The organism is Microbacterium algeriense, from assembly GCF_008868005.1.
Taxonomy (GTDB): Bacteria; Actinomycetota; Actinomycetes; order Actinomycetales; family Microbacteriaceae; genus Microbacterium; species Microbacterium algeriense.
Genome location: NZ_WAAO01000002.1, coordinates 1 through 20,288, shown reverse-complemented (window position 1 = coordinate 20,288; position 20,288 = coordinate 1). Strand labels below are relative to the sequence as shown.

At 70.9% G+C, this 20,288-nt stretch carries 20 protein-coding genes; 14 read left to right on the top strand and 6 right to left on the bottom strand.

Annotation, left to right across the window (positions count from 1 at the left end; all coding sequences use genetic code 11):
• Nucleotides 1-46: 46 nt before the first annotated feature.
• From F6A08_RS07700 to F6A08_RS07665, 8 genes are all read left to right on the top strand, one after another.
• On the top strand, nucleotides 47-1,003 hold the full coding sequence (locus F6A08_RS07700) for an AraC-like ligand-binding domain-containing protein (protein WP_017204029.1): 957 nt from the start codon (nucleotides 47-49) through the stop codon (nucleotides 1,001-1,003).
• Nucleotides 1,004-1,181: 178 nt separating this feature from the next.
• Entirely contained in the window at nucleotides 1,182-1,970 is a 789-nt protein-coding gene (locus F6A08_RS07695; protein WP_017204030.1) for a MoaF C-terminal domain-containing protein, read from the top strand.
• Nucleotides 1,971-2,139: 169 nt separating this feature from the next.
• Nucleotides 2,140-2,562 (top strand): nuclear transport factor 2 family protein, encoded by a 423-nt coding sequence (locus F6A08_RS07690; protein WP_124895073.1) that lies wholly within the window; start codon nucleotides 2,140-2,142, stop codon nucleotides 2,560-2,562.
• A gap of 33 nt (nucleotides 2,563-2,595) precedes the next feature.
• Nucleotides 2,596-3,762 (top strand): ABC transporter substrate-binding protein, encoded by a 1,167-nt coding sequence (locus F6A08_RS07685; RefSeq protein ID WP_017204032.1) that lies wholly within the window; start codon nucleotides 2,596-2,598, stop codon nucleotides 3,760-3,762.
• A gap of 121 nt (nucleotides 3,763-3,883) precedes the next feature.
• Entirely contained in the window at nucleotides 3,884-4,744 is an 861-nt protein-coding gene (locus F6A08_RS07680; protein WP_017204033.1) for a branched-chain amino acid ABC transporter permease, read from the top strand.
• Nucleotides 4,731-6,503, top strand: a complete 1,773-nt coding sequence (locus F6A08_RS07675; protein ID WP_151459148.1) for a branched-chain amino acid ABC transporter ATP-binding protein/permease — start codon at nucleotides 4,731-4,733, stop codon at nucleotides 6,501-6,503. Before F6A08_RS07680 ends, F6A08_RS07675 begins: the two co-directional genes overlap by 14 nt.
• On the top strand, nucleotides 6,500-7,192 hold the full coding sequence (locus F6A08_RS07670) for an ABC transporter ATP-binding protein (RefSeq protein WP_017204035.1): 693 nt from the start codon (nucleotides 6,500-6,502) through the stop codon (nucleotides 7,190-7,192). Before F6A08_RS07675 ends, F6A08_RS07670 begins: the two co-directional genes overlap by 4 nt.
• A gap of 61 nt (nucleotides 7,193-7,253) precedes the next feature.
• A complete protein-coding gene (locus F6A08_RS07665) occupies nucleotides 7,254-7,904 on the top strand; it encodes an HAD-IA family hydrolase (RefSeq protein ID WP_151459147.1) in 651 nt (216 codons plus the stop codon).
• A gap of 28 nt (nucleotides 7,905-7,932) precedes the next feature.
• On the opposite strand, the gene F6A08_RS07660 is transcribed toward F6A08_RS07665, so the two are convergent.
• Nucleotides 7,933-8,967 (bottom strand): aldo/keto reductase, encoded by a 1,035-nt coding sequence (locus F6A08_RS07660; RefSeq protein WP_017204037.1) that lies wholly within the window; start codon nucleotides 8,965-8,967, stop codon nucleotides 7,933-7,935.
• Between the two features lie 118 nt (nucleotides 8,968-9,085).
• On the opposite strand from F6A08_RS07660, the gene F6A08_RS07655 reads away from it, so the two are divergent.
• On the top strand, nucleotides 9,086-9,643 hold the full coding sequence (locus F6A08_RS07655; protein ID WP_151459146.1) for a TetR/AcrR family transcriptional regulator: 558 nt from the start codon (nucleotides 9,086-9,088) through the stop codon (nucleotides 9,641-9,643).
• Between the two features lie 12 nt (nucleotides 9,644-9,655).
• On the opposite strand, the gene F6A08_RS07650 is transcribed toward F6A08_RS07655, so the two are convergent.
• Together F6A08_RS07650 and F6A08_RS07645 are read right to left on the bottom strand one after the other, a co-directional pair.
• The gene (locus tag F6A08_RS07650) at nucleotides 9,656-10,471 is read right to left on the bottom strand and encodes an SDR family NAD(P)-dependent oxidoreductase (protein WP_017204039.1); all 816 of its coding nucleotides are present in this window, start codon (nucleotides 10,469-10,471) and stop codon (nucleotides 9,656-9,658) included.
• Between the two features lie 62 nt (nucleotides 10,472-10,533).
• Nucleotides 10,534-11,295: an SDR family NAD(P)-dependent oxidoreductase gene (locus F6A08_RS07645; protein WP_151459145.1), complete on the bottom strand. Its 762-nt coding sequence runs from the start codon at nucleotides 11,293-11,295 to the stop codon at nucleotides 10,534-10,536.
• Nucleotides 11,296-11,539: 244 nt separating this feature from the next.
• Here F6A08_RS07645 and F6A08_RS07640 point away from each other — a divergent pair, with 244 nt between their 5' ends.
• The 5 genes from F6A08_RS07640 to F6A08_RS07620 are packed head-to-tail and all read left to right on the top strand — an operon-like array spanning nucleotide 11,540 to nucleotide 16,285.
• A complete protein-coding gene (locus F6A08_RS07640; protein ID WP_124895066.1) occupies nucleotides 11,540-12,994 on the top strand; it encodes an APC family permease in 1,455 nt (484 codons plus the stop codon).
• A gap of 39 nt (nucleotides 12,995-13,033) precedes the next feature.
• Entirely contained in the window at nucleotides 13,034-13,873 is an 840-nt protein-coding gene (locus F6A08_RS07635; protein WP_124895065.1) for a molybdenum cofactor biosynthesis F family protein, read from the top strand.
• Between the two features lies 1 nt (nucleotide 13,874).
• Nucleotides 13,875-15,518 (top strand): amidohydrolase, encoded by a 1,644-nt coding sequence (locus F6A08_RS07630; RefSeq protein WP_151459144.1) that lies wholly within the window; start codon nucleotides 13,875-13,877, stop codon nucleotides 15,516-15,518.
• 25 nt (nucleotides 15,519-15,543) lie between these two features.
• Entirely contained in the window at nucleotides 15,544-15,900 is a 357-nt protein-coding gene (locus F6A08_RS07625; protein WP_017204744.1) for a YidH family protein, read from the top strand.
• A gap of 13 nt (nucleotides 15,901-15,913) precedes the next feature.
• Nucleotides 15,914-16,285 carry a DUF202 domain-containing protein gene (locus F6A08_RS07620; RefSeq protein ID WP_151459143.1) on the top strand — a complete coding sequence of 124 codons (372 nt, stop codon included), beginning with the start codon at nucleotides 15,914-15,916 and terminating at the stop codon, nucleotides 16,283-16,285.
• An 81-nt stretch (nucleotides 16,286-16,366) separates the two neighbouring features.
• Here F6A08_RS07620 and F6A08_RS07615 read toward each other — a convergent pair whose 3' ends face one another.
• The 3 genes from F6A08_RS07615 to F6A08_RS07605 all read right to left on the bottom strand — a co-directional run bounded on the left by F6A08_RS07615 (nucleotide 16,367) and on the right by F6A08_RS07605 (nucleotide 20,093).
• Nucleotides 16,367-17,854, bottom strand: a complete 1,488-nt coding sequence (locus tag F6A08_RS07615; RefSeq protein WP_151459142.1) for a GMC family oxidoreductase — start codon at nucleotides 17,852-17,854, stop codon at nucleotides 16,367-16,369.
• Between the two features lie 2 nt (nucleotides 17,855-17,856).
• Complete coding sequence (locus F6A08_RS07610) at nucleotides 17,857-19,335, bottom strand: aldehyde dehydrogenase family protein (RefSeq protein ID WP_225855780.1); 1,479 nt, start codon at nucleotides 19,333-19,335, stop codon at nucleotides 17,857-17,859.
• Nucleotides 19,336-19,484: 149 nt separating this feature from the next.
• Nucleotides 19,485-20,093, bottom strand: coding sequence for a TetR/AcrR family transcriptional regulator (locus tag F6A08_RS07605; protein WP_151459141.1), 609 nt, complete (start codon nucleotides 20,091-20,093; stop codon nucleotides 19,485-19,487).
• Between the last annotated feature and the right edge of the window lie 195 nt (nucleotides 20,094-20,288).

The following is a 20,288-nucleotide window of genomic DNA, read 5'->3' as shown; positions in this document are numbered from 1 at the left end:
GGATCGTATACAACGTCGTCGTTCCCACCACCCGAGGTGATCATTCATGAACGGTGCACCCGCCGCCCCTGCCGAATCGGTGTCCACGCTCGTCGCGCGCAACATCAGCGAATTCCGCGCCGCCGTCTCGGAGTCGTTCGTCCCGCTGCAGGTGTCCACCGGGGGTCCCGATCACTTCCGCGGCGTCATCCGCGGCGCATCCGTCGACGAGGTGCACGTGACCGAGGTGCGGGCGACCTCGCACGTCGTGGAGCGCACGCCCGAGCTCATCGCCCGGGGGGACAACTCGTACTTCAAGGTCAGCCTGATGCTCGCCGGCACCGGCCTGCTCATCCAGGACGACCGGGAGGCCGTGCTCGAAGCCGGAGACCTCGCGGTGTACGACACCGATCGCCCCTACTCCCTCGTCTTCGACGCCGACTTCCGCACCATGGTCGTCATGTTCCCGAAGCACCTCATCAGCCTGCCGTCGACCATGATCGGCCAGCTCACCGCCGTGCGCATCTCGGGACAGGAGGGCCTCGGCGGCATGGTGGTGCCCTACCTCACGCAGCTCGCGGGAAACCTCGACCAGCTCGCCGGCACCACCGGAGCCCGCCTCGCGCACAGCGCCCTCGACCTCGTCACCACCGTCTTCACGCGAGAACTCGGCCTCGACGGGGTGTCCGCCGATCCGCATCGCGCGCTCGTCCAGCGCATCCGGGGCTACATCGACCGCAACCTCGCCTCGACCGACCTCGGCCCCGCATCGATCGCCTCGGCGCACTACATCTCGACGCGTCACCTGCACGGACTCTTCCAGGAGCAGGGTGTGACGGTCTCCACCTGGATCCGCACGCGTCGCCTCGAGCAGTGCCGTCGCGACCTTCTCGACCCGATGCTGGCCGACCGTCCGGTCGCGGCGATCGCCGCCCGTTGGGGCTTCGTGGACGCCGCGCACTTCAGCCGCGCGTTCAAGTCGGCGTTCGGCGTCTCCCCCAGCGAGTACCGCGCCGCGCACTGAGCCAGGACCGGGTCACGCAGGCTCTTGCCCCGGACGGCACGCCGGTTGACTCTCGGCGCGCGATGGAGGCCGAGACCTTGAGGGCATGACGGCCCCGGACCGAGCATGAGGCAAGCGCACCGCGAAGACGCGGTGCCCGGGGCGCAGCAGCCCCGCCGCGTGCGACGTCTGGACCCGCATGACCGACATCTCCACCGACCCGGCACTCGACGAATGGCGCACCTACGACGAGTTCGCCGCCGGCATCGACACCTTCCGCCTGCCGAGCACGACGCTCGCCGGCACCGACCTCGCGCTGACCCTGGACGACGGCGGCACGCTGACGCTCCGCTTCGACGAGGACGCCGTCACGTGGAGCGGCCTGGACGCCTCGGGGACCGATCCCTATGACGCCGTCCGCGTGCGCGACGACGTCGTCTTCGTGAACATCCCGCTGGCGAGCCGCGAGCGCGAAGCGCTCACCGTGGTCTTCTCGACCACGACGAACCGGGCGACGGTCATCCGCTCCCGCATCGCCGCGGAGGCCGTCGAGGGCACGCCGCAGGTCGGTCAGGACTTCTGGGCCGCGACGACCGACCAGGGCCCCGCGACCGGCGAGATCCCCGGCCCCAGCCGCGACCTGATCGGCAAGCGCAACATCTACCGCTACAGCCCGCATCACCTGTACGAGCACGTGTACGTCTCCAGTCAGCGCTACGCGTGGCAGTGCCTGGAGGGCGTGCAGCGGGGGCACGGCGATATGGACCTGTCGACCGTGTGGAAGTTCGCCGACGGGCTGTACCTGTTCTGCTTCCGCGAGTTCCGCATCGCCGTCGCGAGCGTCTGGCTGCACGACCTCGGCTATCAGCTCATGACCACGGGGATCTTCCTCGGGCTCAACGGCGACGGCGAGTCCGAGCACTCCCGCGCCGGAGGGCACATCTACCCGCTGGGCAGCGTCGCCTACCCCGACGCCCAGCCCGTCTGACCCTTCGACCCTTCGACAGGCTCAGGGACCCACCCTTCGACCGGCTCAGGGACCCACCCTTCGACCGGCTCAGGGACCCAGGACCGGGACTCAGGGATAGGCCCTTCGACAGGCTCAGGGACCCACCCTTCGACCGGCTCAGGGACCCAGAACGAGAGAGAGCAAGCACATGAGCAACGCAGACCTGATCCGCGAGCACTACGCCGCCAACGACCGCGGCGACCTCGACGGCATGCTGGCGCCCTTCGCCGCCGACATCCAGTGGACGGAGGCCGCCGGCTTCCCCTACGCCGGCACCTACATCGGCCCCGCAGCCGTCGCCGAGAACGTCTTCGGCCGCATCCAGGAGGAGTGGGACGACTACACCGTCGCGATCGACGAGGTCGTCGACGGCGGCGACGTGGTGGTCGGCATCGGCACCTATTCCGGCACCTACAAGGGCACAGGACGCTTCTTCGCCGCCCGCGTCGCCCACGTCTGGCGCGTGGCCGACGGAGAGATCGTCGCCTTCGAGCAGTTCACCGACACCGAGCTCGTCAATCGCGCACTGCGCGACCCGTCGACAGGCTCCGCGACCCAGCCTTCGAGCTGACAGCACGACCCGAACACGAGAGGCAGGAATCACATGAACAAGCGAGTATCCGGCACCGCGGCCCTCATCGCCGTGGCAGCCCTCACCCTCGCCGGCTGTGCCGGCGGAGACGGAGCCGGGGGTGAAGGATCCCCGATCGTGGTCGGCTCGGTCAACACCATCAGCGGCCCGGCGACGTTCCCCGAGGCGTCCCAGGCCGCCGCCGCCGTCTTCGACGCCTTCAACGAGGAGGGCGGTCTCGACGGCCGGACCATCGACTACAAGATGCTCGACGACAAGGGCGACCCCGCCACGGCCACCGCTTCCGCCCGCGAACTCGTCGGCAGCGACGGTGCGGTCGCGCTGGTCGGCTCCGCGAGCCTGATCGAGTGCGAGATCAACGCGAAGTACTACGAGCAGGAGGGCATCCTCTCCATGCCCGGCATCGGCGTCGACACGGGCTGCTTCGACAGCGACAACATCTCCCCCGCCAACGTCGGTCCTTTCAACGACATGACCCTCACGCTGCAGTACGGGTCCGAGGTGCTCGGCCTCGACGACATCTGCATCCTGCTCGAGATCGCCGGCTCCACGCGCCCGACCTATCAGGCGGCGATCGACAAGTGGACCGAGATCACCGGCAAGGAGCCGAAGTACGTCGACGACACCGTCCCGTACGGGGCCTCCGACTACACGCCCTACATCGTCAAGGCACGCGACCAGGGCTGCAAGGCGCTGGCGATCAACCCGGTCGAGCCCGATGCGATCGGACAGGTCAAGGCCGCGAACGCGCAGGGCTGGGACGACGTCACCTGGCTGTACCTCACCAGCGTCTACAGCGAGAACTTCGCGCAGGCGATCGACGACGCGGGCGCCGGCATCTACGTGCCCGCCGAGTTCTACCCGTTCACGGACGACAGCGAGATCAACGCCGACTGGCGCGAGCTGATGGAGAAGAACGACATCGCGCTCACCTCGTTCAGCCAGGGCGGCTACCTCGCGGCGACCTACTTCATCGAGGTTCTCAAGAGCATCGACGGAGACATCACCAGGGAGAGCGTCTCCGCGGCGCTGAAGGACATGGACCCGATCGAGAACCCGATGGTGGGCACGCCGTACGCCTTCGGCACGCAGAACACCGCGGGCTGGCCGATCATCCTGAAGTCCGGCACGCACGCCTGGGAGCAGGTCGCCGACGACTGGCTGCGCATCGGCGAGTGACCCGCGCTTCGACAGGCTCAGCGACCCACTCCGGTGCGTCCCTGAGCCTGTCGAAGCCCCCGCCCCGTCGCCCCTTGGGTCCCTGAGCTTGTCGAAGGGCCCTCACCAGAAAGGACGCCTCATGCTGCAAGGCGCCATCGCCGGACTCGCCGCCGGCGGCCTCTACGCCGTTCTCGGCGTGTGCCTCACCCTGATGTCCCGCCTGGTGCGGGTCGTGAACTTCGCCCAAGCCGCGACCGGCATGTTCGGCGCGTTCACCGCGGTCTGGTTCGTCCGCGAGATCGGACTCCCGATCTGGCTCGGCTCCGTTCTCGGCGTCCTGATCGCGGGGCTCCTGGCCGCGGCGATCGGGTTCATCGCCGCGACGTGGCTCTCCGAAGCCTCCACCACCACCCGCTCGGCCATGACCGTCGGACCGCTGCTGCTGCTGATCTCGATGTCGTTCATCCTGTTCGGAAACAAGCCGCAGCCGTTCGCGCCGATCATCGCCGGGCCCGCCTTCTCCCTGGGCGGCGTCGTCGTCAGCCAGGTAACCGTCGCGACCGTGGCGATGGCGATCGTCACCGCCATCCTCGTGCGGATCGTCCTGCGCCGCACGAGGGTCGGCACGCAGCTGCGCGCCCTCTCGGAGCGGCCAACGACCGCCGAACTGCTCGGCATCCGGTCCCGCCCTCTCTCCATCGCGGTGTGGTTCGTCACCGGCGTGATCAGCGCGATCGCGATCATGATCGTCGCGCCCTCGCAGTCCAACGACGCCACGAGCCTGTCGATGCTGATCGTGCCGGCGGCCGCGGCCGCGCTCCTGGGCGGGTTCCGCCGCCTGGACCTGGCCGTGGTCGGCGGCATCGTCCTGGGAGTGCTCGGCGGCCTCGTCGCTCAGATCGACGAGGTGGCGCTGGTGCGCAACTTCCTCCCGTTCCTGTTCATCGTCGTCCTGCTGCTGTGGACGCAACGCAAGGAGGTGTGGGATGCCGCTCGCTGACCGCCCCTGGTTCCGGGCCACCTGGCCGTTCGCCGTCGCCCTCGCGGGGATCGGTGTCGGCGCCATCCTCAGCTCGGCGCTGCCGGGATACTTCGTGTTCCTGGCCATCAGCGCCGTCACCGCGGCGATCGCGATCCTCGGCCTCGGCATCGTCACCGGTTCAGCGGGGATGATCGCCCTGTGCCAGCTCACCTTCGCCGCCGTCGGCGCGTGGATCGTCTCGCTGCTCAACGTGATGCAGGCGCCCGGCGGGTTCCTCGTGTGGCTGCTCCTGGGCGGCATCGCCGCCGGACTCGTCGGCATCCTCGTCGGGCTCCCCGCGCTGCGCCTGCGCGGCGTGAACCTCGCGGTCGTCACCCTCGGGTTCGCTGCCGCGGCCGACGTGACGCTCGTGCAGATCCAGTTCCCCGGGTCCGCCGACGGCACCGCCATCGAGCGGCCTGCGATGTTCTCCAACGACCGCCAGTTCTTCTTCCTCTCGATCATCGTGCTCGCGGTCTGCGCGCTCGGGGTGTTCTTCCTGCAGCGCGGCCGCTGGGGCTCGAGCTGGAAGGCCGTGGCGTTCTCCGAACGGGGAACCGCCGCCGCGGGCCAGAGCGTGCAGTCGGCGAAGCTGACCGCGTTCGCCGTGTCCGCCGCGCTCGGAGGCATCTCCGGGGGGCTCCTCGCAGGACAGGTGCAGCTGCCGTTCGCGTCGAGCTTCACGCCGCTGCAGTCGCTCGCCCTGTACGTGCTGGCGATCATGTCTGGCGCCCACCTCATCGACATGTCGATCTTCGGCGGCCTGCTCTGGGTGCTCGTGCCGGAGCTCCTGAAGCGCTGGGGCGTGCCGCAGGACTGGGGTTTCGTCGTCTTCGGCGTGCTCGGGGTGCAGGCCCTCACCAGCGGCACCAACCTCGGCCAGGGCATCCGCAATCTGCTCTACCGGCGCGCCGACCGGCGGACGGCGAACGCCGAGCTCTCCGCACTGCCACCCGACGCAGGGACGGATGCCGCAGCGATCACCACCACGACCACGGCGACCGTGGACGAGGCCGCCCTCGACGGCGCTCCCGTGCTGACCGTCGAGGGGCTCACGGTGCAGTTCGGGGCCCTCAAGGCGCTGGACGACGTGTCGTTCACGGTGCCGGCCGCTTCGATCATGGGGCTCATCGGCCCGAACGGCGCAGGCAAGTCGACCTTCGTGGATGCGATCAGCGGATTCCTTCCCAAGCACGGCGGCCGGGTGCTGCTGGGCGACCGCGACCTCGCCGGCCTCTCCCCGACACGGCGCGCCCGGCTCGGCCTGCGTCGCACGTTCCAACAGGATCGCGTCCCTCCATCCCTCACCGTCGGGGCGTATGTGCGCTTCGTCGCCCGGCGTCGTCTCGCCACCGCGGACATCGATGAGGTGCTGGCGTTCTTCGGCTGCCCGCCCGCCCGATCGCGGCTGTCGAGCGTCGATGTGGGGACGCGCCGACTGGTCGAGGTGGCCGCGAACGTCGCGGCCCGCCCTCGCCTGCTGATCCTCGACGAACCCGCTGCCGGGCTCTCTCACGAGGAGCACCTCGCCCTCGCCGCCCGGCTGCGCGAGCTGCCGACGCGCTACGGCGTCGCCCTCATCATCATCGAACACGACCTGGACCTCGTCCGCTCGGTGTGCCCGACCCTGACCGTGCTCGACTTCGGTCGAGTGCTAGCCACCGGGCCCCAGGCCGAGGTCCTCGCGAACCCCGACGTCGTCAAGGCGTACATGGGAGAGACGGAGCTGCTGACATGAGCGAACTCGTCCTCGACGCCGTGACCGTGAGCCGCGGCGCCGGTCCGGTGATCTCCGACGTCTCCCTGCGCGTCGCCGGCGGAGAGGTGCTGGCCCTGGTCGGCCCGAACGGCGCAGGCAAGACCAGCCTGATCGAATCGGTGTCGGGTGTGACACCGCACTCGGCCGGAACCATCACGCTCGACGGGGAGCCGATCGACAGGCTGTCCCGCGTCGCCAGGGCCCGTCGCGGGATCGTTCACATCGAGCAGGGGCGGGCAGTGTTCCCCTCGCTCACCGTGCGCGAGAACATCTCCCTCACGGCGCGCACCTCTGCGGAGCAGGACGCGGTGCTGGCGCAGTTCCCGGAGCTGGAGAAGCGCATCGACGCGCCGACGGCCCTCCTCTCCGGGGGCGAGCAGCAGATGGTGGTGCTGGCGCGGGCCTTCGCCGCGAAGCCGCGGATCCTGCTCATCGACGAGATGTCGCTGGGGCTGGCACCCGTGGTGTTCATGCGGCTGATGCCGATCGTGCAGTCGATCGCCGAGTCCGGGGTGGGTGTGCTGCTCGTCGAGCAGTTCACCCAGCTCGCTCTCGGGCTGGCCGAGGAAGCGGTGGTGGTCGCCGGGGGTCGCGTGTCGTTCCAGGGCACGGCCGAGGCCCTGCAGGCCGACCCCGCCCTCCTCCACCGCGCGTACCTCGGCGGCTGAGCACGTGTCAGGGGCGAGCGACCGGCGGCGATGAACGGGACGTGGGGATTAGCCTGAGACGATGACCCAGACCATCCACGCCCGCGCCGCCCTCCTCGACATGGACGGCACCCTCGTCGACTCGACAGCTGTGGTGGAGCGGCTGTGGCTGGCCTGGGCGGAGCCGCACGGGATCGCCCCCGAGACGGTGCTGAGCGTCGTGCACGGGCGTCAGGGCCACCAGAGCATGGCGATCATGCTGCCCGAGCGCGATCACGCGATCAACCTCCGCGAGAACGAGGTCATGCTCGCGAACGAGGCGTCCGACGTGGACGGCGTCATCATGATCCCGGGCGCCGACGGTCTGCTCGACGCCCTGGAGCCGTTCCCCCACGCCGTGGTGACCTCGGCCAACGTCGCCCTCATGACCGCGCGGATGCGGCAGGCCGGACTGACCGTGCCCGCCCTCGCCGTGACAGCCGAGAACGTGTCCGCCTCGAAGCCGGACCCGGAGGGTTTCCTCCTGGCCGCGCGCACCCTCGGCATCGACCCGGCCGACTGCGTCGTGTTCGAAGACTCCGGCGCCGGGATCCAGGCCGCCCACGCCGCGGGCATGCGCGTGATCGGGGTCGGCCCGCACGCGGCCGCCCACGCCCCGACCGCGCACGTCGACGACCTCACGCACGTGTCGATCGCCGCCCGCGACGAGGGCTTCGAGCTCCGGATCGGCTGATCGGCCGCAGCCGCGCCCGCCGCGCCGGCTAGGCGGCGGAGCGCTGCGCCACGGGTCGCCGTCGCAGGGCGGACTCGAGCACGGCGGGCGGGTTGTACTGCTGGTCGAGGCGCCCGACGTCGGTGCCGGGCGGGACGATCGCGTCGATGCGGTCGAGCACCTCATCCGTGAGCGCGACGTCCACTCCCGCGAGCAGGTCGTCCAGCTGCTCCATCGATCGCGGGCCGATCAGCGCGCTCGTGACGCCGGGATGCGCGATCGCGAACGCCATCGCGAGGTGGGTCATCCGGATGCCGGTCTCCTCGGAGAGCGCGACGACCTGCTCCACCGCGTCGATCCTCCGCTCGTCCTGGTTGTGCCGGAACATGGTCGCGCGGGCGAGGTCGGTCTGCTGTCCCCTCCGGAACCGCCCGGTCAGCATGCCGCCGGCGAGAGGACTCCAGACGAGAGCGCCCATGCCGTAGCGCTGTGCGACGGGCAGGACCTCCCGCTCGATGCCCCGGTTCAGGATCGAGTAGGTCGGCTGCTCCGTGCGGAAGCGCTCGAGGCCCCGACGCTCCGAGGTCCACTGCGCCTCGACCTGCATCGATGCGGGGAAGTCGGAGCTGCCGATCGCCCGCACCTTGCCGCTGCGGACCAGATCGGTCAGCGCGGAGAGCGTCTCCTCGAGGTCGACGGTGTCGTCCGGACGGTGCGCCTGGTACAGGTCGATGTAGTCGGTTCCCAGCCGACGGAGCGAGCCCTCGACGGCGCGCATGATCCACCGGCGCGAGTTGCCGCGGCTGTTGGGGTCATCGCCCATCGGCCCGTTGAACTTCGTGGCGAGGACGACGTCGTCGCGGCGCCCGGCGAGCGCCTTGCCGATGAGCTCCTCGGAGCCGCCCTGCGAGTAGCGGTCGGCCGTGTCGATGATGTTGATGCCTGCGTCGATGGCGCGGTGCACGATGCGGATCGAATCCCGTTCGTCGCCGTTGCCGATGCTGCCGTCGGTCCCGAGCATCATGGCGCCGAGAGCGAAGGGGCTGACCTGGATGCCGGTCCGGCCGAGAGTGCGGTACTGCATGTCGTGTTCCTTCCGTCGATGGCGCCCTGCTGTCCGGTGCCTTATCCTTGACCGAAGTGGAACGCCTTTCCGGAAGCATACGGAACGTTGTTCCGTTTACGCAACCCCGGGAGGAACCATGCGCGCCGACGCCCGCCGCAATGCCGACGCTCTCACCGACGCCGCGCGCGAGATCTTCGCGACAGAGGGGGTCGATGCGCCCGCGCGGCTGATCGCCGAGCGCGCAGGTGTCGGCGTGGGCACCCTGTATCGGCGGTTCCCGCAGCGTTCGGATCTCGTGGTCGCCGTGTTCCGGCACGCCGTCGACGCCACCGCAGCGGCGGCGGACGAACTCGCCGCGGCGCACGCTCCGGATGAAGCGCTCGCCCAGTGGCTGCAGCGCTTCACGCAGTTCATCGCCACGAAGCGCGGCCTCGCCGCCGCGCTGCACTCCGGCGACCCGGCTTTCGAGGCCCTGCCGTCCTATTTCACCGCCGAGCTCGGCGGAGCCCTCGAACGTCTCCTCGACGCCGCCGCTGAGGCGGGGACGATCCGTCCCGACGTCGACGCGACGCAGCTCCTGTACGCCGCGGCGAACCTCTGCCATTCCGCGGGATCGGAGGAGCAGAGCCAGATCCTGGTCGGGCTGCTGGTGGACGGACTCCGCTACCGCTCCGCGGCCGACAAGGCCTCCTGACGCGCCCTCCGGCTACATCCCTGCGTGGTCGAACGCGATCGTCGGAACGTCGACCACGTGCGACCCGCCGTCCGCCACGATCACCGCGCCGGTGATGTACGACGACTCCCCCGACCCGAGGAACCGCACCACGGACGCGATCTCGGACGGGCGCGCCGGTCGGCGCAGCGGCACATCCGCCGTCACCGTGGCGTAGCCCTCCTCCCGTGATGCGAGCCCGGCGTGCGCGGCGAACTCGTCCATCTCCTCGTCCGCCATCGGCGTCTGCACCCACCCGGGGCAGATCGCGTTCACCCGCACCCCGTGCCGGCCGTAGTCCCGCGCGAGCGTGCGGGTCAGGCCGATCAGCGCGTGCTTGCCCACCGTGTACCCCGCCACCGACGGCCCGGCGAACAGCCCGGCGAGCGACGAGACGATCACGATCTGGCCCTTCGCCTCGATCAATGCGGGAAGCGCCTCCCGCGCCATCGTGAACGCGGTGGTGAGGTTCGCGCGGATCGCCGCCTCCCAGCTCGCGTCGTCGGTCTCGGCCACCGGTGAGAACCCGTGACCGCCCGCGTTGGCGACCAGCACGTCGATGCGTCCGAACCGGGCGAGCACCTCCGCGACCGCCGCCTTGGCGGATTCCGTGTCCGCCGCGTCCGCGATGATGGGCATCGCGCCGACGGCCCGCTCGACCTCGTGCAGCGGCTCGGGTCGGCGACCGACCACGACGACGTGCGCGCCCTCGGCGGCGTACCGCTCGGCGATCGACGCGCCGATGCCGGTGCCGCCTCCCGTGATGACGACGACGCGTCCGGAGACGCTCGATCCGACGACCAGTCCCATGTCTTCTCCTGCACTGCTCTGGCGCGAACTCGCGCGGTGGTTGTCGGCCTGCCGCGGTCGCGTCAGGCCGGGAATCCGGAACGGGCGGCATACCCGAAGTCGCTGAGGAGGGTCGTCCCGTTGACGGCCTTCGCACGCGGCGAGACCAGGTACGCGACGTGGGCGGCGACCTCTGCCGCCGTCTGCACGGGGAACCCGGGATCGACGAAGGCCTGCGCTCCCAGGTCGCCTCGGCTCATCGGGGTGTCGACGATCGAGGGGGCCACGGCGTTCACCCGGATGCCGGTGCCGGCGAGGTCGACCGACAACGCGCGTCCGAACTGGACGAGAGCGGCCTTCGACGCGCAGTAGGGCACCATGCCGGGCGAGGCGACCGAGGCGGAGTCGCTCGCGAGCAGCACGACCGACGCTGAAGCTGCAGCACGCAGGGCGGGAAGCGCGTGTCGGAGCACGAGGAAGGGCCCGGTCACGTTCACCGCGAACACGGCGTTCCACGCGGCCAGGTCGATCTTCTCGATCGAGGAGCCGACGGGCCCGGAGACCCCGGCACAGCAGACGACCGCATCGAGTCGCCCCAGTTCCGCGACAGCGGCGGCGACGGCGACCTGCACCTGGTCCTCGGCGGTGACGTCCGCCACGACCACGACCGGAAGCGCGCTCCCCTCCCCCCGGAGCAGATCCGCGGTGCTCTCGAGCGCGTCGGGATCGCGGTCGAGCAGCGCCACTCTCACCCCCTCTGCGGCGAGCGCGACCGCCGTGGCACGGCCGATGCCGCTTCCGGCGCCCGTGATCAGGGCCGTGGTGCCGAGCAGCTGCAGATCCATCTCGTCCTTCGCGTGCCGTCCGGCACCCGGTGGTGCGCAGGGAGGACGGCGGTGTCTTCCCGGTCATCCTGCTCCCCCTGCTCGGTCGCGGCGACGCGCGAGTGCGGGCTGTGCACGCTGGCACCATCGTCCTTCCCTCAGGGTCAAGTGCGACGGCGACCGCGCGAGCAGACTCGCTCTATCGACGATTCCCCTCGTCGTCGGTGCCGTGTCCGCACGGCCGTCACCCAGCAAAGGAGCCGACGTGGCAGACCCGACATCCGCGTCCACGACGCACACCCATACCTCTCTCCGCCCCGGCGCCCTCGGCGTCGCGGGCATCGTCTTCCTCGTCCTCGCGGCGGTGGCCCCGCTGACCGGCATCGTGGTCGTCGCCTCCCTCGCCATCGCCCTCGGCAACGGCGGCGGCACCCCGATGTCATTCTTCCTCGTCGCGGCCATCCTGCTGCTGTTCGCGATCGGCTACGCCCAGATGTCGAAGCAGCTCGTGAACGCGGGCGGCTTCTACGCCTTCGTCGTGAAGGGCCTCGGCCGCACCGGCGGACTCGTCGCGGGCCTCATCGCCACGCTCGGCTACAACTTCTTCGTCGTCGGCACGATCGGCACCAGCGGCTTCTTCATGCAGACGATCATCCGCGACCTCACCGGACTCGACGTGCACTGGCTCGTCTGGGGCCTGCTGTCGATCGTCGTGTGCTTCATCCTCGCGCGGATCGGCGTCGACTTCAGCTCGAAGATCCTCGGCGTGTGCCTCGTGCTCGAGGTGCTCATGCTCGTCGTGTTCGACGTCTCTGTGCTCGTGCAGACCGGCTACGACGTGTCGGCGTTCAGCCCGGAGGCCGTGTTCTCCGGCTCGCTGCCCATCGGCCTGCTGCTTGCGGCGACCGGCTTCCTCGGCTTCGAGGCCACTGCGCTCTTCAGCGAGGAGGCCAAGCAGCCGCTGCGCACCATCCCGCGGGCGACCTACACCTCGATCATCGCGATCGGCGTGATCCTCGGCGTCACGACCTGGGCCGTGGTGAGCGCGACCGGCGTCGCACAGGCGCAGGCCACGGCGCTGGAGCACCTGCCCACCGGCGACCTCATCTTCTCGCTCTCGCAGCAGTACCTGGGCGGTCCGCTCACGACCGTGATGATGGTGCTGCTCCTGGTGAGCCTGTTCGCGGCGATGCTCGCGTTCCACAACTCGGCCACCCGCTACCTGTACTCGCTGGGTCGCGCGAAGATCCTCCCCCAGGCCCTCGCCCGCACCCGGCCGAACGGCGCCCCGCAGCTCGCGGGCATCGTGCAGGCCGGCTTCGCGGCGATCATGGCGATCCTGTTCGCCCTCGCCGGCGCCGACCCCATCGTCACGCTCGTGCCCGCAATGCTCGGCTTCGGCACCCTCAGCGTGCTGATCCTGCAGGGGCTCGCGGCGATCTCGATCGTCGTGTACTTCCGGCGCCGGAACGACCCGCGGTGGTGGAGCACCTTCATCGCGCCGGGCATCGGCTTCCTCGGCATCGCGGCCATCTCGATCCTGGCGATCGTGAACTTCAACATCGTGGCCGGCTCCGAGGAGCTGGCGATCCGCCTGATGCCGCTCCTGCTCGTGCTCGCGCTGATCGGCGGCATCGTCTACGCCGCCTACCTCCGCCGCGCCAAGCCCGCCGTGTACGACGGCCTCGCCACCGACCTGGAGCGGTTCAGCGATCGCTGACGTCCGCCCCGACCCCGTTCTCCGAAGGAAGGAATCCCCATGACGACCCTCAACCCCGCCGACACCTCCACCTGGCTGCCGCTGGAAGGCCTCGCCCCCGGTTTCGACGCCAACAAGGCCCCGCACAGCACCGCGCTCAGCGGTCGCGAGATCGCTGTCGTCGACGCCCGCGGCACCCGCATCGTCCACCGCTTCGACGACTCGACGGTCGCCTGGGAGTACCAGCCCGGCACCGAGGACCCCACGGAGGCCGCGTCCGACACCGACGACTACGAGGCGTTCGAGGTCGACGACGAGCTCTACTTCGTGCAGTTCCACCACCGCTACCTCCCGAACGAGGCGGTCTCGCTCGTGCTCGATCTACGGCACGGACGCTCCCTCGCCGTGATCTCCGAGATCCTCCCCGCGCCCGAGCAGGGCCGCACCCGCGTGCAGCACCACTTCGCCCCCGGCACCATCGAGGGCGCCGCCGTCACCGGTGCCGAGGCCGCCCCCACGACCACGCTCATCGGCCGCCGCGTCGAGTGGGTCTACAGCGAGGAGCACGCCTACGAGCACGTGTACCTCTCCCCGCGCTGGTACTCGTGGCAGTGCCTGGCCGGTCCCGAGCGCGGGCTCGCCGACACCGACGAGAACAGTGTGTGGGAGGTGCGCCCCGGGATCTACATCTTCGCGTGGCGCGAGAAGGTGATCCCGTGCGCCTCGGTCACGATCGCCGACCACCGCGACGTCAACGCGATCCGCTCCCACGGCGTGCTGTTCGGCCTGGACGAGAGCGGTGAGGTGCCGACGCACTTCACGTTCGGCGCGCACGGCCGCCTGCTGTCGACCACCCACCACACCCCGTCGCTCGAGCCCGCGACCTTCGGAGACGCCTGACATGACCGACGTCGCCGACCTCATCGTCACCGGCTCCGTGATCCGCACGTCCGACCGTGCCCGTCCGCGCGCCGAGGCCTTCGCCGTGCGCGACGGACGGATCCTCGCCGTCGGCGACCGCGCCGACGTGGAGCCGTTGCGGGGCCGCCGCACGCGGCTGGTCGAGGTCGGCGACGCGGCGGTCTATCCCGGGTTCGTGGACGTGCACAACCACCACGCGCTCGCCGGACGGACCGAGCTCTTCGAACTGTCGCTGGCCCCTTCCCTCACGCTCGACGAGATCCTCGACCGAGTGCGGGAGAAGGCGCAGACCCTGCCCGAGGACGCGTGGATCGTCGGCGGCGCCGTGGCCACGACCCTGCTTCCCACCCTCGCCAACACCGCCACGCGGTTGCGTCTCGACGAGGCAGCGGGCGGACGGCCCGTGGCGCTCATGGAGGACTCCCGCCACAACCGCTGGGCCAGCACCCGGGCGCTGGAGCTCGCCGGCATCACGGCGGCCAGCATCCCGACCTCCGGGGTCACGGTGCTCGACCCCGACGACGGCACCCCCACGGGAGTGCTCCTGGAAGCCGCCGGCATCCCGGTGCAGGAGGCATACGACCGCAGCGGCGGACTCACCGCTGAGCAGCACGCGGCCGCCTCCCGCCGCGGGATCGAGCTGCTGAACTCGTTCGGGATCACGGCGTTCCAGGACGCGGGGGTCTCCATCGACATCCTCGCCGCGCTCGCCGGACTCGACCGCGCCGACGAGCTGCACGCCTGGGTGGTCTCCTCGCTCCTCATCAACGACGAGATCTTCGGGTTCGACCCCATCGGCGCTCCCCTGCTCGACCGCGGCGAGGAGTTCCGCACGCCGCATCACCGTCCCGACTTCGTGAAGATCTTCCTCGACGGCGTGCCGCCCGCCCGGACGGCCTCCTTCCTTGACCCGTATCCGGCCGATCCCGTGCACGGGGCGCACTTCCACGGCGAGACGACCATGACCCTCGACGAGCTCACGGGGTGGCTGCGCACCGTGGCCGAGCGTGGCCTCGGTGCCAAGGTGCACTGCACGGGGGACGGCTCCGCGCGCCTCGTGCTCGACGCCGCGGAGCGCCTGCGCGCGGACGGCTTCACGACGCCGGTGCAGATTGCGCACGGACAGTTCCTCGCGGAGAGCGACATCCCCCGACTCTCCGTGCTGGACGTCTCGGCGGATATCTCGCCCTTCATCTGGTACCCGGGTGTGATCCCGCAGGCGCTGGCAGACGTGCTGGGCGACCGGGCCGAGCATTCCCAGCCCAACCGCGCGCTGCTGGACGCGGGGGCCCTGGTGGCCGGCGGCTCGGACTGGCCGGTGAGCGAGTCGCCGAACACGCTCGAGGGCTTGCAGGGGCTGGTGACACGGGCCGATCCGCTCGGCCGGGCTGCGGGCACGCTCTGGCCGGAACAGGCGATCTCGGCCGAGGAGGCGCTCGAGGTCTTCACGATCAATGCCGCCACGGCGATGGGGCTCGGCGCCGACACCGGTTCCCTGACCCCCGGCAAATCGGCCGACTTCGTGATCCTGGAACGGGACGCGATCGGCGGACCGGCGGAGGAGATCGTGCACACCGAGGTCGTCTCGACGTGGTTCGCCGGACGCGCGGTGCACGAGCGCTGAGCGGGCCGCGCCGTACGATGGGCGCATGCGCCGCTTCCCCGCCTCCGTCTACCGGGTCGGGGACGAGCCCGATCCCCGGTTCTCCCTCGCCAACGAGCGCACGTTCCTGGCCTGGACCCGCACCGGCCTGGCGCTGATCGCGGGCGGCGTCGCGCTCGAGGTCCTCGGGCTCGATCTGCACCCGGGCTTCCGCCTGGCCGCATCGCTGCTGCTGATCATCGCGGGCACGGCCGTGGCGCCGCTCGCCTGGTTCGAGTGGATGCGGGCCGAGCGCGCCCTGCGGCAGGGACGACCGTTGCCCGGCGCGCTGTCGGCAGTGGTGCTCGCCGTGGTCGTGGTGGCGACGGGGCTGCTCGTCCTCGCCGGGGTGCTGTGGCGCTGACGGAGCGGAGACGATGACCACGCCCGACACCCCCGCGCCCGATCTGTACGACCCCGGGCTGCAGCCGGAGCGGACCGAGCTGGCCTGGCGGCGCACGGCCCTCGCGATCGCGATCGGCTCGCTGCTGTCGCTGCGGGTCTTCCCCCTGGTGCTGCCGGCCGGCGCCGAGGGGTGGGGCCTCGTACCGGGCGTGCTGGGCGTCGGCACGGCGGCGCTGCTCTGGATCGCCGCGCGTCGGCGGCAGCGTCGGACGACCGCGGTGCTCACCGCGCGCAGGAGCGGACCGCTGCCGGGCGGCGTGCTCCCGCTCGTGCTGACGGTGTTCGCGACCGGCTTCGGCGTCGTCGCGCTGGCGCTCGTGATGGTCGCACTGCTCACCGGCTGAGCCCTCGTCCGAAGGGGTGGCGCGGGAGCGCGGGGCGACCGCGGCTCGCGCCGCGCCGCCCCGCGTCCTCGCCGCCCTCCCTCACCCGGCGAGGAGGAACCGCGCGCCGCGTTCGCCGATCATGGCCGCGGGTGCGTTGGTGTTGCCCGTGGGCACGGTCGGAATGACCGAGGCATCGATCACCCGGAGCCCCTCGATCCCGCGCACCCGGAGCTGCGGGTCGACCACGGCCTGCGGATCGGAGCCCATGCGGCACGTGCCGACCTGGTGGTGGTAGGTGATGGCGGTGCGGCGCACCCACTCCTCCACGTCGTCGTCCGCCACGTCCGGCCCGGGGTAGACCTCGACCGCTCCCCACTCCTCGGCGAGCGCGGGCTGCCCGCCGATGCGGCGGCACTGGCGCACGGACGCGGCCAGGGCGTCGGCGTCGCGCTGATCCTCCAGCGCCGCCAGGTCGATGTGCGGCAGGTCGTCGAGGCCGGGGCCGGTGAGACGCAGCTCGCCGCGGCTGTACGGCGTCACCAGGCCGGCCATGAGCGTGAACCCGTCGGTGCCGCGCGGCTCCAGCTCGCCCCACATCGGCACGGAGAAGTGGATGGGCTGCGTGTCGGGCTGCGGGAGCCCGTCACGGCTGCGCCAGAACAGGTGGCTCTGCGTGACGGAGACGCCCGGCTGCGGCGGCCCTACCGGCTTCTTCTCGGTCGCGAAGATCACCGGCGAGAGGAGGTGGTCGTGGAGATTCTTGCCCACTCCGGGGGCGTCATGGACGACGGGGATGCCGAGGGCGGCCAGCTCGGCGGCGGGGCCGATGCCTGAGCGGAGCAGGATGACGGGCGTGCCGAGCGCGCCTGCGGACAGGATGACCTCGTCCGCGAAGACCTCCTCGGCCTCGTCGCCCTCCCCCAGCCGGATGCCCACCGCGCGCCCGTCGCGCACGATCACGGAGTGGACGGCGCGGCCGGTGAGGATGGTCATCCGCTCGGCGACCGGCTGCGCATAGGCGGTCCAGGTGTTGACGCGCCGGCCGTCCTTGATCGTGACCTGCTCCTGCGAGACCCCGTCGAGCGTGCCGCCGTTGTAGTTCGGGTTGCGCGGCAGTCCCTCCTCGACCGCGGCATCGATGATCGAGGCTTGGATGGGCGAGAGCGCGTAGTCGTCGGTCACGGGCAGCAGATCGTTCTCGATCGCGTCGTAGATCGGCTCGACGTCGGCCCAACCCCACCCCGTCGCCCCCGCGGCCTCCCAGGCGTCGTAGTCCGAGGCCGCGCCGCGCACCCAGATCATGGCGTTCAGCGCGTGCGAGCCGCCGGTCACCTTGCCTCGCGGGAGGTGGAGCTGCCGGCCGCCGGCGTGCGGCTGCGGCACGGTGAAGAAGTCCCAGTCCTCGGTCGAGTGCCACAGCTCCCCCGCCCGCGACGGGTCATGGATCGCCGGGTTCGTGTCGTAGCCGCCCGCCTCGACGAGCGTCACCGCGACGCCGGCATCGGTGAGCCGCCGGGCGACGATGGCCCCCGAGGTGCCGGCTCCGACGACGATGGCGGAGCGGACCCCGCTGTTCGCGCCGGTCACGGTCAGGCCTTCCGGCCGGGTCCGGAGACGACCTGGGTGACGGCGACGGACTTGAGCCCCTCGACGCCGAACTCCAACCCGTACCCCGAGCTCTTCACCCCGCCGAACGGCACCATCGGGTGCAGGCCGCCGTGGGAGTTGATCCACACCGTGCCGGACTGCATGCGTGCGGCGACGGCCCGCGCTTCGTCGGGGTCGCTCGACCACACCGAGGCGCCGAGGCCGACGTCGAGCGAGTTCGCCAGCTCGAAGGCCTCGTCGACATCGCTGTACCGGATGACCGGGAGCGCCGGGCCGAACTGCTCCTCCTGCACGAGCGCGGCGTCGTTGTCGATGTCGGCGACGATCGTCGGACGGTAGAACAGCTCGCCGAGGTCGGATGCCGGTTCGCCGCCGGTGACGATGCGCGCGCCGCGGCTCTTCGCGTCGTCGACCAGACGGCTGACGATGTCGAACTGCGGACGGTTCTGCAGCGGTCCGAGCACGTTGCCCTCGTCGAGGCCGTTGCCCATCGGCACCTGCTCGGCGATGGCAGCGAGCGCGTCCACGACCTCGTCATACACGGAGTCGTGCACGTAGAGGCGCTTCATGGCGGCGCAGGTCTGTCCGGTGTTGATGAACGCGCCCCAGAAGAGGTCTTCCGCGATGGCCGAAGCATCCGTGCCCGGAAGCACGATGCCCGCGTCGTTGCCGCCCAGCTCGAGCGTGAGACGGGCGAGGTTGCCCGCGGAGCTCTCGATGATGCGACGGCCCGTGGCGGTCGAACCGGTGAACATGATCTTGTCGATGTCGGGGTGCGAGGCGAGACGCGCGCCGACCTCGCGATCGCCGGAGACCCCGATGAGGACGTCGGCGGGGAGCACCTCGTTCATCACGGCGAGCATCGCCAGCACGCTCAGCGGTGTGTACTCGCTGGGCTTCGCGACGACGGTGTTCCCCATGCGCAGCGATGGCCCGATCTGCCAGATCGTGATCATGAGCGGCCAGTTCCACGGTCCGATCGCGCCGACGACGCCGGCCGCCTTGTAGACGAGCTCGGCGTGCAGCGTCTCGTCATCGACGAGCACCTGCGGCTCGATGACGGTGGTGGCGTTGGTGCGCAGCCACGCCGAACACGCGCCGAGCTCGAACCGTGCGTTGGGGCCGTTGAGCGGCTTGCCCTGCTCCCGCGACAGGAGGTACGCCAGGCCCTCGGCGTTCGCATCGATGGCGTCGGCGGCGGCCAGGAGCAGTTCACTCCGCTTCTCGTGTCCGAGCGCCTCCCACGCGGGCTGCGCGGCCTTCGCGCGGGCGATCGCGTCGTCCAGATCCTCGACCGAGGCGACGGGAGCCCTGCCGATGACCTCGCGGGTCGCGGCGTCCGGGATCTCCCGGCCCGCGCCCTCCGGCGCCTGGATGCGGTCGAGCAGCGCGGCCGCGGCGGCTGCCGCGGAATCGGCGGGTCCGGATGCGACGGGGACGGAAACGGCGGAATCGGACATCAGGGACTCTCCTTCGAGCGTGGCGCTGGTCGACGGCCGTGGGGAAGCGGTCGCCTCTCTCATTGTCGGGCGCGGTCTCGCGCCGCACTTGTCGCGGAGCGCGCCGCAGATGTCCGAGTGCGAAGGGTTGCCCGCGGCGGACCGTCGGGTCAGCGCGTGCGGAGACCGTCGAGCGCGACGGTGAGCACGTCGCGCGCGAGGGCGTCGGCGTCTTCGGCCCCGCCCGGCCGGTACCACTCGACGAGGGAGTTCACCATGCCGAACAGGAGCCGGGTCGCGACGGAGGCGTCGACGTCGTCCCGCACGGTGCCCTCCTTCTGCGCCGCGCGGACGATGCCGGTGACCTGCTGATCGAACGCCCGGCGTCGTTCGAGCGCGCGACGTTCGATCTCGCTGTTACCTCGCACGCGCAACAGCAGCGTGACCGCGGGCAGGTGCGCGGCGAGGACGCGCACCGCACCCTCCAGCACCGCGGCGAGGCGTTCGCTCGGAACGACCGACTGCGTGCGGACGAGCACACCCTCGAGTCCGTCGAGCGCTTCGCTCAGCGCGGTCTCGAGGATCTCCTCCTTCGAGGAGAAGTGGTGGTAGAGCGCGGCCTTAGAGAGGCCGAGGCGCGCGGCGAGTGCGGAGACGGACGTCGCGTCATAGCCGGACTCGTTGAACACGGCGACGGCGGCGTCGAGCAGGCCGCTGCGGTCGTACCCCGGACGTCCGCGCTTCGCCGGCTGCGCCGCGCCCTCGACCGTCTGACTCACAGCCTCAGTGTGCCACGCCCGCCGGTTCAGGCCCGAACGGTCGCGTGCCTGTCCCGCGACGGGCCGCTCCGATGTGGTTTGACGTGTGGGGTGCGCCATTGTCGGGTGGGGTCCCACCAGGCGGGGCCGCGGATGTGGGGGGTGCCGTGGTGCATGCGGATGTCCCATCCGCTGGTGGGGAGGGTGCGGTGGTGG

Coding starts and splice junctions, on each gene's coding strand:
- F6A08_RS07700 (WP_017204029.1), top strand. CDS start 47: ATGAACGGTGCACCCGCCGCCCCTGCCGAATCGGTGTCCACGCTCGTC.
- F6A08_RS07695 (WP_017204030.1), top strand. CDS start 1,182: ATGACCGACATCTCCACCGACCCGGCACTCGACGAATGGCGCACCTAC.
- F6A08_RS07690 (WP_124895073.1), top strand. CDS start 2,140: ATGAGCAACGCAGACCTGATCCGCGAGCACTACGCCGCCAACGACCGC.
- F6A08_RS07685 (WP_017204032.1), top strand. CDS start 2,596: ATGAACAAGCGAGTATCCGGCACCGCGGCCCTCATCGCCGTGGCAGCC.
- F6A08_RS07680 (WP_017204033.1), top strand. CDS start 3,884: ATGCTGCAAGGCGCCATCGCCGGACTCGCCGCCGGCGGCCTCTACGCC.
- F6A08_RS07675 (WP_151459148.1), top strand. CDS start 4,731: ATGCCGCTCGCTGACCGCCCCTGGTTCCGGGCCACCTGGCCGTTCGCC.
- F6A08_RS07670 (WP_017204035.1), top strand. CDS start 6,500: ATGAGCGAACTCGTCCTCGACGCCGTGACCGTGAGCCGCGGCGCCGGT.
- F6A08_RS07665 (WP_151459147.1), top strand. CDS start 7,254: ATGACCCAGACCATCCACGCCCGCGCCGCCCTCCTCGACATGGACGGC.
- F6A08_RS07660 (WP_017204037.1), bottom strand. CDS start 8,967: ATGCAGTACCGCACTCTCGGCCGGACCGGCATCCAGGTCAGCCCCTTC.
- F6A08_RS07655 (WP_151459146.1), top strand. CDS start 9,086: ATGCGCGCCGACGCCCGCCGCAATGCCGACGCTCTCACCGACGCCGCG.
- F6A08_RS07650 (WP_017204039.1), bottom strand. CDS start 10,471: ATGGGACTGGTCGTCGGATCGAGCGTCTCCGGACGCGTCGTCGTCATC.
- F6A08_RS07645 (WP_151459145.1), bottom strand. CDS start 11,295: ATGGATCTGCAGCTGCTCGGCACCACGGCCCTGATCACGGGCGCCGGA.
- F6A08_RS07635 (WP_124895065.1), top strand. CDS start 13,034: ATGACGACCCTCAACCCCGCCGACACCTCCACCTGGCTGCCGCTGGAA.
- F6A08_RS07630 (WP_151459144.1), top strand. CDS start 13,875: ATGACCGACGTCGCCGACCTCATCGTCACCGGCTCCGTGATCCGCACG.
- F6A08_RS07625 (WP_017204744.1), top strand. CDS start 15,544: ATGCGCCGCTTCCCCGCCTCCGTCTACCGGGTCGGGGACGAGCCCGAT.
- F6A08_RS07620 (WP_151459143.1), top strand. CDS start 15,914: ATGACCACGCCCGACACCCCCGCGCCCGATCTGTACGACCCCGGGCTG.
- F6A08_RS07610 (WP_225855780.1), bottom strand. CDS start 19,335: ATGTCCGATTCCGCCGTTTCCGTCCCCGTCGCATCCGGACCCGCCGAT.